11 protein-coding genes are annotated in these 12,406 nt (G+C 66.6%); 9 read left to right on the forward strand and 2 right to left on the reverse strand.

What is annotated here, in order from left to right; all coding sequences use genetic code 11:
* Positions 1-133 precede the first annotated feature (133 nt).
* The 3 genes from FEJ81_RS04880 to FEJ81_RS04885 all read left to right on the forward strand — a co-directional run bounded on the left by FEJ81_RS04880 (position 134) and on the right by FEJ81_RS04885 (position 2,527).
* Positions 134-1,324, forward strand: coding sequence for a threonine synthase (locus FEJ81_RS04880; protein WP_138244221.1), 1,191 nt, complete (start codon positions 134-136; stop codon positions 1,322-1,324).
* Positions 1,325-1,461: 137 nt separating this feature from the next.
* Entirely contained in the window at positions 1,462-1,635 is a 174-nt protein-coding gene (locus FEJ81_RS23035; RefSeq protein WP_175416355.1) for a hypothetical protein, read from the forward strand.
* A gap of 190 nt (positions 1,636-1,825) precedes the next feature.
* Positions 1,826-2,527 carry a phosphoglycerol geranylgeranyltransferase gene (locus FEJ81_RS04885; protein WP_138244222.1) on the forward strand — a complete coding sequence of 234 codons (702 nt, stop codon included), beginning with the start codon at positions 1,826-1,828 and terminating at the stop codon, positions 2,525-2,527.
* Between the two features lie 92 nt (positions 2,528-2,619).
* On the opposite strand, the gene FEJ81_RS04890 is transcribed toward FEJ81_RS04885, so the two are convergent.
* The gene (locus tag FEJ81_RS04890) at positions 2,620-3,408 is read right to left on the reverse strand and encodes an SIR2 family NAD-dependent protein deacylase (RefSeq protein ID WP_138244223.1); all 789 of its coding nucleotides are present in this window, start codon (positions 3,406-3,408) and stop codon (positions 2,620-2,622) included.
* A gap of 185 nt (positions 3,409-3,593) precedes the next feature.
* On the opposite strand from FEJ81_RS04890, the gene aspS reads away from it, so the two are divergent.
* A complete protein-coding gene (gene aspS, locus FEJ81_RS04895; protein WP_138244224.1) occupies positions 3,594-4,898 on the forward strand; it encodes an aspartate--tRNA(Asn) ligase in 1,305 nt (434 codons plus the stop codon).
* A 309-nt stretch (positions 4,899-5,207) separates the two neighbouring features.
* Here aspS and FEJ81_RS04900 read toward each other — a convergent pair whose 3' ends face one another.
* Positions 5,208-6,059 (reverse strand): esterase/lipase family protein, encoded by an 852-nt coding sequence (locus FEJ81_RS04900; RefSeq protein WP_138244225.1) that lies wholly within the window; start codon positions 6,057-6,059, stop codon positions 5,208-5,210.
* Positions 6,060-6,423: 364 nt separating this feature from the next.
* Here FEJ81_RS04900 and FEJ81_RS04905 point away from each other — a divergent pair, with 364 nt between their 5' ends.
* The 5 genes from FEJ81_RS04905 to FEJ81_RS04925 all read left to right on the forward strand — a co-directional run bounded on the left by FEJ81_RS04905 (position 6,424) and on the right by FEJ81_RS04925 (position 12,375).
* Positions 6,424-7,101: a helix-turn-helix domain-containing protein gene (locus FEJ81_RS04905; protein ID WP_138244226.1), complete on the forward strand. Its 678-nt coding sequence runs from the start codon at positions 6,424-6,426 to the stop codon at positions 7,099-7,101.
* A gap of 102 nt (positions 7,102-7,203) precedes the next feature.
* Entirely contained in the window at positions 7,204-8,031 is an 828-nt protein-coding gene (locus FEJ81_RS04910) for a pantoate kinase (protein WP_138244227.1), read from the forward strand.
* 326 nt (positions 8,032-8,357) lie between these two features.
* Entirely contained in the window at positions 8,358-11,279 is a 2,922-nt protein-coding gene (locus FEJ81_RS04915) for a YegP family protein (protein ID WP_138244228.1), read from the forward strand.
* Between the two features lie 62 nt (positions 11,280-11,341).
* On the forward strand, positions 11,342-12,121 hold the full coding sequence (locus FEJ81_RS04920; RefSeq protein ID WP_138244229.1) for a 4-phosphopantoate--beta-alanine ligase: 780 nt from the start codon (positions 11,342-11,344) through the stop codon (positions 12,119-12,121).
* 59 nt (positions 12,122-12,180) lie between these two features.
* Positions 12,181-12,375, forward strand: a complete 195-nt coding sequence (locus FEJ81_RS04925) for a hypothetical protein (RefSeq protein ID WP_138244230.1) — start codon at positions 12,181-12,183, stop codon at positions 12,373-12,375.
* The last annotated feature ends 31 nt before the right edge of the window (positions 12,376-12,406 follow it).

Here is a 12,406-nt window from a genome sequence, read left to right on the forward strand (position 1 = left end):
TTCGCCTAGTTCTGACTCTTCGCCGCCCGAATCCTCCGATCGGCCAGCCTCGAGTCCCGACCAGAGCGGCGCGAACCGTCGGGTGCGAGCCGCCGATGGACAGCCCTTAGTTCGACGCCGCGAAGGGTCGCGTATGGCAACGACAGACGCCTTCGCCGGCCTCGAGTGTGTCGACTGCGGGGCGGTCGTCGACGCCGCCGAGTCCCCCCGGTGTCCGGACTGCGGCGGGTCGCTCGATCCGACCTACGACTACGACGCGATCGACCTCGATCGCGAGACCCTCGCCGCCCGGCCGTTCGACTCGCAGTGGCGCTACGCCGAACTGCTCCCCTTCGATCGCGAGTCGGCGGTGACGACGAACGAGGGCGCGACCCCGCTGGTCGACTGCCCGGAACTGGCCGACGAACTCGGCGTCGAACGCGTCTACATCAAAGACGAGGGACGGAATCCCACGGGCTCGAGCACCGATCGCGGCGCATCGGTGGCCGTCACCGCGGCCGCCCGCGACGGCGCGACCGACGTCGCGCTTCCCTCGCCGGGCAACAGCGGGCAGGCCGTCGCGGCCTACGCGGCCCGCGCGGGACTCGACTCTCACGCGTACCTCCCCTCTCGCTCCGGCTTCACGAACAAGGCCATGGTCAACGTCCACGGCGGCGACATGAACGTCGTCGGGGGCCGCTACGGCGACGCCGCTGGCGCGTTCGAGGAAGGGCTCGACGAACACGATGACTGGTACTCGCTGGCGGCGTTCGCCACGCCCTACCGCCACGAGGGCGCGAAGACGATGGCCTACGAAATCGCCGAGCAACTCGAGTGGGAGGGTCCCGACGTGATCGCGTACCCGACGGGGGCCGGGACCGGGCTCGTCGGGCTCGCCAAGGGCGCACGGGAACTGCGGGAACTCGACCTGATCGACGAGCTGCCGGCCCTCTACGCGGCGCAGGCGTCGGGCTGTGCGCCCATCGTCGAGGCCGTCGAGGACGACCGGGAAGACCACGAGCCGGTCGAACACCCCGACACGATCTGTGGGGAACTCGAGATTCCGGACCCCGCTGCGAGCCCGCGGGTCCTCGACGCGATCCGCGAGACCGGCGGCGGCGCGGTCGCGACCGACGATCCGGACATCCTCGAGTCGGCCGTGCAGGTCGCCAAATCGACGGGCCTCGAACTCATCCCGAGCGCGGCGGCCGCGGCCAGCGGCGCATGGGAACTCGCCGAGCGCGGCGCGTTCGACGGCGATGAAACGGTCGTCATCGTCAACACCGGCTCCGGCAACAAGGAGGCCGACGTGTTGCGCAGCCACCTGATGAGCCAGGGCGTCTAGGGCGGGCTGCAGTAGCGGGTAATACACCCGAATACAGCCGTTCGAACCGCTAGCAGGGGCGCAGGTCGACTTCGGGACCCGAACGCTTTCCACCGACAAGGTCTTGACTGCGAGACGAGTAGATCGAACGAGTACCAATGTGTGAACATTCACCAGAGTGTTCGAACGGGGCCTCGTGCCAGCTCGTCCTCGAGAACGGACGGACCGGCCTCGAGACCGCCGAATACTACTGCAAGGCCCACCTCGTACTGCGGATCTGGGAGGTCGAGAACGACACCTCGCTCCGGGCCGTCAGCGCCGAACAACTGTAGCGGCGCACGGACCGCGTTCGCGTTTCGGTCGGGCGTCGACCGATCGAATCGGGTGATCGCGGCCGGACTCGACAGCGATCAGATCGCCGCGCTAGCCCTCGTGTCCGAGCCAGGCGGCGCTTCTGGCGTGCACGTCTCGAGACGGGGTCGTTCCGTAGCGTTTTTGCTGGTTGTCGGGAAACGGAGCGGTATGACTACCCCCTGGGACGATTGGAATCATATTCTCAAGATCGATCCGGACAAGGAGTTACCCGAGGGCGTGACCTACGGCGATCTCTGTGCGACCGGCACCGACGCGATCGAAGTCGGCGGCACCATGGGCATCACCGAGGAGAACATGAGCGCCGTCATCGAGGCGTGTGCCGAACACGACGTGGCGCTCTATCAGGAGCCGTCGAACCCCGAAGTCGTCCTCGAGGACGACGCGCTCGACGGCTATCTCATCCCGACCGTCTTCAACGCCGGCTCGCCGTTCTGGATCACCGAGGCTCACAAGGAGTGGGTCCGGCTCGAGGGCGAACTCGACTGGGAGCGGACGACGACGGAAGCCTACATCGTCATGAATCCCGAGGCCGACGTGGCGGAACTGACCGAGGCGAACTGCGACCTCGAGGCCGACGATGTCGGCGCGTACGCGACCGTCGCCGAGCACATGTTCGGCCAGGAGATCGTCTACGTCGAGTACTCCGGCACCCTCGGCGACGAGGCGGTCGTCGAGGCCGCCGCCGAGGCCACCGACGAGTCGACGCTGTTCTACGGCGGCGGCATCCACGACTACGACTCTGCGTACGCGATGGCCCAGTACGCAGACGTCGTCGTCGTCGGCGACCTCGCACACGACGAGGGGATCGAGGCCGTCCGCGAGACCGTCGCGGCGGCGAACGACGCCTAACGCGCGATCAAGCTCACCGTTCCGCTCTTCTTCCGATTCGATTCGGCTGCGGTTTCCACAGCACGCACACTCGAGCGGCGCGGCAACGGCCCCTACTCGACGACGAGCGCTCGCAGCCGCGGCAGCGCGTCCGTCACGTCCGCTCGAGAGACGATATCGGCGATGTCGTCACATGGCGTCGACTCGAGGTTGACGATTCCCACCGTCGCGCCGGTCGACGCGGCGAGTCGCGGCAGCGACGCGGCCGGTTCGACGACGAGCGAGGAGCCGATCGCGAGGAAGACGTCGCTCTCGCGGGCGAGCGACCGGGCGCGCTGGATGACCGCACCCGGAAGCTGCTCGCCGAAGAGGACGACATCGGGTTTGAAGACGCCGCCGCAGTCGCAGGTCGGCGGTAGTTCTCCCTCGGCCGCGCGCTCGAAGATCGGCTCGCCGTCCCTTCGCTTCCCGCAGTCGGTACAGCGGACTCGCTGAGCGTTGCCGTGGAGTTCGAGAACCGTCGCCTCGCCGGCGCTCTCACCGTCGGTCGTCCCCTCGTGGGCCGAGGCCGCCGCCTCGCCGTGTAACCCGTCGGTGTTCTGGGTGAGGATCGCCTCGAGGTCGCCGTCCCGTCCCATCGCGGCCAGCGCCTCGTGGGCCGCGTTGGGTTCGAACTCGCCGTCAAACATCTCCTGTTGGAGGTCGACGCGGTCGTCCCAGAACCCCGCCGGATCGCGCTGCAATCGGCCGTAGGCGAACTGTCCCTCGTCGAATCGTTCCCAGACGCCGTCGTCGCCGCGGAACGTCGGCACGCCCGAGGGCGCTGAGATGCCCGCGCCGGTGAAGGCGACGACCGTCTCACCGTTCCGGATATCGTCCGCGAGTCGCTCGAGGCCGTCCATACCTAGCGGCACCGCCGCGGGACCCAAAAAGACGCGGACGGCGATGTGCCATTGCTCCGTGGGTGGGAGTTCGAGCGTGCTCGGAGCGCACTCGAGCGCTCGGGGGTGCCAATTGCGCGCTCGTCGGTCGCCGATCACGACTCCGAACGACTGTGCTTAAGTTCCGCCTGCGTGAATCGGGTGGTATGCAGGACAGAACCTACACTGCCGACGCCGAGCCGGGTGACGACGCGACGGTCGCCGGCTGGGTCCACGAGATCCGCGATCTCGGGGGCATCGCCTTCCTGATTCTCCGGGATACGAGTGGCAAGATCCAGATCAAGTTCGAGAAAGACGAGATGGACGAGGAGCTAGTCGAGACCGGTCTCGGCGTCTCCCGCGAGAGCGTCGTCAAAGTCTCCGGTGCGGTCGAGGAAGAGCCCCGCGCGCCGACGGGCGTCGAGGTCACGCCCGAGTCCGTCGAGGTCGTCGCGCCCGCGGACCCGGAACTGCCGCTCGACCCCTCCGAGAAGGTCGACGCCGACCTCTCGACGCGACTCGACAACCGCACGCTCGACCTGCGCAAGGAAGACGTTCAGACGATCTTCGAGATCCGCTCGGACGTGCTGCGCGCGGTCCGCGACCAGTTCCGCGAGTTCCGCTGTACGGAGATCAACACGCCGAAGATCGTCGCCACGGGGACCGAGGGCGGCACCGAACTGTTCCCGATCACCTACTTCGGCGAGGAGGCCTTCATGAACCAGTCGCCACAGCTGTTCAAGCAGCTGATCGCTGGCTCGAACGTCGAGCGCGTCTTCGAGATCGGTCCGATCTTCCGCGCCGAAGAGCACAACACGCCGCGACACCTCAACGAGGCCACCTCGATCGACTTCGAGGGTGCGTTCTGCGACCACGAAGACGCCATGGACGTTGCCGAGGGCATCGTCAAAGCGTCCTACGAGTCCGTACAGGAGAACTTCGGCGAGCAACTCGAGGAACTCGACCTCGCCGAGGACTTCGAGGTTCCGGAGGGTGACTTCCCGCGCATCAGCTACGAGGAGGCCATCGAGCGCATCAACGCGACGGGCGAACTCGACGAGCAGCTCGTCTGGGGCGACGACCTCTCGACGCCGGCCGAGGAGGCCCTCGGACAGGACGTTGGCGGCCACTACTTCATCACCGACTGGCCCAGCGAGATCAAGCCGTTCTACATCAAGGACCACGACGACGACCCCGAACTCTCGACCGGCTTCGACCTGATGCACCCGCGCATGGAACTGGTTTCGGGCGGCCAGCGCGAGCACCGCCACGAGAAGCTCATCGAGGGCTTCGAACAGCAGGGCCTCGATCCCGACCAGTTCGAGTACTACACCAAGATGTTCAAGTACGGCATGCCGCCCCACGCTGGCTTCGGCCTCGGCGGCGAGCGCCTGCTCATGACCATCCTCGGGCTGGACAACATCCGAGAAGCTGTACTGTTCCCGCGTGATCGTCAGCGTCTGTCGCCATAGGCGACAGACCTGAGAGCCGGCGAGACGACCGAAGGGAGTCTCGCGTGACCGGCAGCGCCTGTCGCCGTAAGGCGACGGCGCAACTGTCGAGCGGGGGCTCGTTGGACGAGCAGCGCGAGTCCAACGGTGGACACGACACCGCCGCTATTTATCACCGCGTCCGGCTACAGACCCCGTAGTCGCGCGGCTATCGAATCGTACCCGAGCGAGCGGCCAGTCCGGACGGGAACGGCGGGACGCAGCGAAAAAACGACACGGGCACTCGAGATCGCAGTTCACGGCGGGCGCAGCGGGACGGGAGACTCACCCCTAGCCGCCGTTGCTACCGTCACAGGAGCCACTGTTGATAGCGCCGGCGAGGTCGCTACCGACCATCGAGTCGCCCAGATACGCGAGGTGACTCCCGACGCTGGCGGTGACATCGACGTCCGTGTAGTTCGGGGCGGGATCGCAGCCGGCGCCCTCCGTTCCGAGGGCCGTGTCACCGAAGCCGCCGTAGGCGCTGCCGACCGTCGAGTCGTTGTTCGAGTGGTAGTTGCGGACCTCGCAGGCGTTGTCCAGACCGGCGTTCCACGGACTGCCACAGACTTCCGAGCCGTCGGCGGCCGCGCCCAGCGGGGCGACGGTCTCGATCTGGTAGCCGCTGCCGAGTTCGGTCGCGGCCCAGAGGACACAGCGACCGCCAAGCGAGTGGCCGACCAGTCGGACGTTACCGCCGCCGCTGTCGTAGAACTCCTCGATGAGGTCGGCCGTAACCCCGCCGACGTTCTCGGTGTCGGCTTCCGCGCCGATGAAGTTGAAGTTGGTCGCAGGCCACTCGATGGCGACCGTCTCGGCCGGCGAATAGCCGCCCGACTCGAGGGAGTTCTCGACGTTCGAGGCCTGACTCGAGACGGTGGTGTCGCCGAACCAGCCGTGGACGAACACGAGCAGTTCGTCCGTGACCGGGAGGCTGCCGTCGGCGCTCCAGCCGAACAGGCCGTCGTCGATTTCGATGACATCGGGGCCGAGGACCTGTGCCGACGCCGAACCGGAGGCGGCCGCGAGTCCCGTCCCGGCGATGGCCGTCACGCCAGTCGCTTTGAGGATGGATCGTCTAGTCGATCCGGTCGATTCCTCGAAACGTCGCTGTGTACCGTTCTCGCTGTCGTTGTCTGCCATGGTGCATCGAAATCATGATTGGTAATACGGTAATTCGTTCTTCTTCAGTTCTGAATACAGTTATGTCGGGGTCCGATTACATTTCGATAGTATAACTATCATGAGCAGTGTGGCGGTCGCGAGCATCCGCCGTAACTCGCGCGCACCGGGATCGGAAACACGCCTACAAGCGGAGCAAACGACATTGGAATGGGACTCGCCACTGAAAATGATTGGGTGCGATTCCTGAGACCGATTCCACAAACCGTCCGTAGAGCGGTCGAAATCGGCTTTTGAGGTGCCTGTGTGAGGCGACTGCTCTAATCGACGACTCAAAACTGGTGGTTGCGGAACATTTTTATTGATAATTGTGTGAGTTATTACCATGAAACGGGCGACCTACGTTGTCACTCCACACCGCGGGTACTTCGATCCAACCGAGCGGTGGTGTCGCGAGAACGACCTTCGATTCGAGGCGATCCACCAGATCGGTCTCCTCGAGGACGGGACCGTCAAGGCCCTTCTCGAGGTGGCCGGAACGCCGCCACAGGTCCGGTCGAACGTTCCCGACGACCTCTCGCGACTCGTCGACCGCGAGCTCAGCGCCGACGACGGGCGGACGATGTTACAGCTTCGGTATGAGCCGACCGACCTCAATCGCCGGTTCATCGAGCCGTTCCATACGACCGGCGTGATCGTCCAGTACCCGATCGTGTACGTCGATCCGGACCGATCGTCGCTTCGAACGACCGTAACCGGGCCCGACGACGACGTCCAGCGGCTCATCGAGAGCTACCGGGAACTCGCAGACCTCACCGTCGAGGCCGTCTCGAACTCGTTGCCGTCGGTCGATCAGCGCTACGACGACCTCACCGAGCGCCAGCAGGAGGTACTGGAGATGGCCTACGAGCACGGCTACTACGACGATCCGCGCGGTGCCACCTACGAAGAGATCGCAGCCGAGTTGGACTGTTCGGCGAGTTCCGTCGGACAGATCCTCCGCCGGACCGAATCCACGCTCGTCTCGGCGACCGTCGCGAACCGATCGTACGATTCGTCGTAACGTCGCCGAGCGCTGTCCTCCGGTTCTTGCCCGTCGCTCCGGCTCCCATCGCCGAGCAGGGAATCTACAACGTTATATCGTTCCGACCGATACGACGGGATAATGCGCGAGGAGGCGACGGCGTTCGTCCCCGGACACGTCACGGGATTTTTCAGCGCTCACCCGGACGACGATCCGACGAAAGCCGGCTCACGAGGGGCGGGACTGACGCTCACAGACGGTGTCGAAGTAACGGTCGAACCGGCAGAGGAATCAGCGATCGTCCTCGACGGAACCGAACTCGAGGTCGATCCGGTGACGACCGTCCTCGAGACGCTCGACGCGACCGCCCGCGTCGAAGCGAATTCCGAACTGCCGCTCGGAGCCGGGTTCGGCGTCTCGGGAGCGATGGCGCTCGGTACGGCGCTCGCGGCGAACCGCGTCTTCGAGCGCAAGCTCTCGGAGAACGAACTCGTGACGATCGCTCACGGTGCCGAGGTACAGGCCGGGACGGGACTCGGAGACGTGGTCGCGCAGGCCCACGGCGGCGTTCCGATCCGCCTCGAGCCGGGCGGGCCACAGGACAACAAGCTCGACGCGATTCCGGCGCGGGCGCGCGTCGAGTACGTTTCGTTCGGCGAACTCTCGACGGCCGACGTGCTCTCGGGCGACACCGAGCAGCTCACGACCGCCGGCAAGGAGGCGCTCTCCCGGGTCGTCGAGGAACCGACGCTACTCTCCTTGCTGTACGCCTCGAGGCTGTTCGCGCGCGACGCCGGCCTGCTCACGGAGCGAGTCGCTGAGGCGATCCGCGAGGTCTCGGCGGCCGACGGACAGGCGTCGATGGCCATGCTCGGCGAAACCGTCTTCGCGCTCGGGACGGGGCTCTCCGACGCCGGCTACGAGCCGTCGGTCTGTGCGACGCATCCGGCCGGCGCGGTGTTGCGGTAGTTAAGTACCCCCGCTATCTATCAGCCGGTGTAGATATCTGCCGCCGAATCGCCGGACAGTCGGTGGTCGGACTTGATTCAGCGATCGTTTTCGCGGACGGAATCCGATTCGATTCGACGCCGACGCTCTACGTCGGTATCGGATCACTCGAAAATTGGCGATAGAGCGGATATAACTGCCTGTAAGGGCGCGTTTTTCGATTCTATCGGCGGACTGCGAGGACCGGATCACTGCCGGATAGATTATTCTGAACCTACATGACTGATTTCGTATGGCTAGCCAGAACTTTATTATGATTCGTTCAAGTTATCCGGTCAAGTTTGGCAATGGCATCACTGACTGACATTCACCAAAACCTGTTTCAACTGTATGAACACTACGTCGGCGAACCCGACTCAAGCAAGGACGTCTACGGCTATTGGCTGTTTATCGTCGGCTACATCATCGGGGCCGCCGGCGTGGCGTCGTTCGTGATCGGCTACGCGGGCGAGGGGAATTCCTACACGCTGATCAGGATTTCGGGGGTCACGGCCGCGACGGGGCTGGCCTTCTGTCTGTTCGGGATCGTCCTCATGTTGCCGGTGCGGACGAGGGGGATTCAGGCGAGCGTCGTCGGACTGCTCGTCGCGTTGGGGGGCGTCGGCTTTTTCGGGTGGGCGTATCCGTACAACTGGCGGAATCTCGGCGTCGACTACAGCGTCGAGGTCATTTCGGTCTACACGTTCGGTATCGGGATCATCGCGGGCGTGACGGCCCTCGTTCCCGTGCTCACGGGACAGAAGGGGATGTTCGTCGAGGAGGAAGGAACGACGGACGATCCGCCGATTCTTACGGGCGACGCGATGGAAGGAGCCCAGTTCGCCGCCTTCCGCGACGACAACGGCGACTGGAAGTGGCACGTCCTCCACCTCGAGGCGCTGGCCCAGAGCACGGAGAGCGCCGTGACGCGGCCGGACGCGACGGAGGGCATCGAGCGCGTTCAGAACCAGATCAGCTCCGCGGGGCTGATGGAGCTGACGACCTCCGCGTTCCGGCTCTACGAGGACCGCGACGGGACGTGGCAGTGGACGCTCGCGCGCGACGACGGCAGCATCGTCGGCTCCTGTGCCGGCGAGTTCGACCGGCGTGACGGCGCCGAGGAGTCGGTGAGCTTCCTGAAAGACCGCGGCCCGGACGCCGACGTGATCGAAATCGAGGGGGCCGCGTTCACCTACGCCGAGAAGCGCGATCAGTGGCACTGGCAGCTCGTCGACGACGACCGAACGCCGCTCGCCTCGAGCGAGGACGGGCATTCGACGCAGGAGCGAGCCGAGGAGGCCGCCCGCTCGTTCGCCGAGCGGTTCGACCGCGCGCGAGTGCTCGACGTCGAGCACATCGGCGTGGAACTCTGTGAACGGGCCGACGGCTGGACGTGGCGGTTCGTCGACGCCGCCGACGAGGTCGTCGCGAGCAGCGCCGCCGAGTTCGACTCCCGGCGCGACGCCGAGAAGGCCGCCGAGGCGCTGCTGCCGGCGCTCGAGTCGGCGTCGGTCACTGTCTCCGGCGAGCCGACGTACGAACTCTACGAGTCCGGCGAGGAGTGGCGCTACCGGCTCGTCGACGCGAACGAACACGTCGTCGCGCGGGGTCCCGAGGGGACCGCCGAACGCGACGCGTCCGAGCGGTGGACCGACCAGTTCGGCGACCACGCGCTCGAGTCGGATGTCGTCGAGATCGAGGACGCGGAGTACGAGGTCTACCCCGCCGAGGCCGAGGCCGAGGCCGACGCGGCTCCCGACGACGCGCCGGGCGGCGAGGACGACGACCTTCCGACGCCGTTCGAGGAACCAGAACCGGCCGCCGACGGCGGAACGGTCGCGGACGACGCGCCGGCGGCGGACGACACCAGCCCGTGGCACTGGCGGCTCGTCACCGACGACCGCGAGGTCGTCGCCGCGAGCACCGAGCCACACGCCGACGCCGAAGCGGCGACGACGGCGATCGAACGCGTCCGCGAGCAGGCCAGCGAGGCCGAGCTCATCGAGTTCGAGAACGCCGCCTTCCAGGTCTACGAGGCCGACTCCGGCGAGTGGCGCTGGCGGCTCATCGACGAGGACGGCAACGTGCTGGCCGACAGCGGCGAGGAACACACCTCCCGCGGCGAGGCCGCCGAAGCGATGATGACGCTCAAAGAGCAGGCCCCCGACGCCGAACTGCTCGAGATCGAGACTGCGGCGTTCGAACTGTTCGTCAACGAGGACGACGAGTGGGGCTGGCGGCTCATCGACGAGGCCGGCAAACTCGTCGCCGAGGACCCGGCGACTCACCCGACTCGCGGCGCCGCGCGACAGGCGATGAACCGCCTGCTCGAGTATCTCGACTCCGACGTCCGGACGATGGATCGGGCGGTCTTCCAGACGTACGCGACCGAGGACTGGCACTGGCGGTTCGTCATGCCGTCCGGCGAGACCGTCGCCGTCGACGGCGAGGCGTACCCGACCCGCGACGAACTGGTCGACAGCCTCGACGACATCCGCGACGCCGCCGCGTCGGCCGGTCGCTACACGATCGGTGACGTGTCGGTCCAGCTCTACGGTACCGACGAGTGGCGCTTCCGACTGCTCGACCGCGATCGCGAGGAGATCGCCGACTCGAGTATCTCCTACGCCGACCGCGAGGCCGCGATGGCCGGCGTTGACGAACTGCAGGCGAACGCGACCGACGCGCCGATCTTCGCGATCGACGACGCCGCGATCCGACTCGACGGTTCCGACGACTGGTCGTGGGAACTCGTCGACCGCGACCGCGAAGTGATCGCCAACGGGGTCGGCACCGCCGCGAGCAAGGCCGACCTGTTCGACGCGATCGAGGAGGTCCGCCAGCTCGCGCCGATGGCCGGCCGCGTCGACTTCGACGTCGCCTCCTTCGAACTCGTCGCCGACGAGGACGACCGCTGGCAGTGGCGGCTCATCGACGAGGACGGCCGGACCGTCGCGACCGGCTCCGAGACCCACGAGACGGCCGACGACGCGCGCGCGGCCCTCGAGGCCGTCCGCGAACTGATCGAGTCCGCGAGCATCCTCGAGATCGACAGCGTCTCGTTCGAACTCCACACCGCGGAGGACGGCTGGGTCTGGCAGCTGATCGACGAGTACGGGACGACGATGGCCGAAAGCACCCAGACCTACGAGAGCCGGACCGACGCCCGCGAGGCGATGAACGACGTGAAGGCGCAGGCCCCCGAGGGCTGGATCACGTTCACGGAATAGCGGTCTCCCCGGCTATCGACGGCTATCAATCGACTTTTTTACCGACCGACCCGAGTACGATCGTGAGCGATTACGACAGCGTCTCCGCCGACGTCGAGCACGAGGAGGAGATCCCGGAGGATCACCCCAGATATCAGGACCTGCTCACCCGCCACCGGATCGAGGCGGGCATCGAGAAGGGGATCACGCATCTGCAGGGGATGCACGCCGAGGGTCGGGGCAGCGCCTTCGACTACCTGCTGGGCGAGGAGACGATTCTGAGCGCCGACGACGCCGAACGGGCCGCCGCGGCCCACCTCCTGCTCGCCGAGCGGCCGGTGCTCTCGATCAACGGCAACGTCGCGGCGCTGGTCCCCGGCGGGATGGCCGCCCTCGCCGACGCGACGGGTGCCGATCTCGAGGTCAACCTCTTCAATCGCACCCCAGAGCGGATCGAGGCCATCGCCGATCACCTGCGCGAGCACGGCGCGGACGAGGTGAAGGGACTCGAGGCCGATGCGCGGATTCCGAACCTCGACCACAAGCGGGCGAAGGTCGACGCCGACGGCATCTACGCGGCCGACGTCGTGCTCGTACCGCTCGAGGACGGCGACCGCGCCGAGGCGCTAGACGAGATGGGCAAGACCGAGATCGTGATCGACCTCAACCCGCTGTCGCGCTCGCCGCAGGTCGCCGACGTGCCGATCGTGGACAACATCATCCGCGCGGTGCCGAACATCACCGCGCACGCCCGCGAGTTGGCCGACGCCGACGAAGACGAACTTCGAGAGATCGTCGAGGCCTTCGACCGGGACCGAGCGCTCGAGGAGGCGGAGGAACGGATCCGGTCAGGCGACCTCTGATCGGCCGCGGTCTCGCTCGAGACCAACTATTATCTGTCACCGCACCGAACGGTCGGGCGATGCCATCGCTCGAGCCACCATGTCTGCGATCGGAACACGCCTCCCGCGGCGCGGCCGAGGGAGCGAAACTCGGCGGGAAGGTCGGCGGTCTCGCCGGACCGGCGGGCGGTGCGGTCGGGGCCGGCGTCGGCGCGGCGACCGGCTACCTCGCGGGGACGGCCCGCGATCGGGTCGACTCACTGACACCGTTTTGAATTCATCGGGCGCGAGTGTGCGACCGTCCGG

The sequence above is a fragment of the Natrinema versiforme genome (genome assembly GCF_005576615.1).
GTDB classification, from domain to species: domain Archaea; phylum Halobacteriota; class Halobacteria; order Halobacteriales; family Natrialbaceae; genus Natrinema; species Natrinema versiforme_A.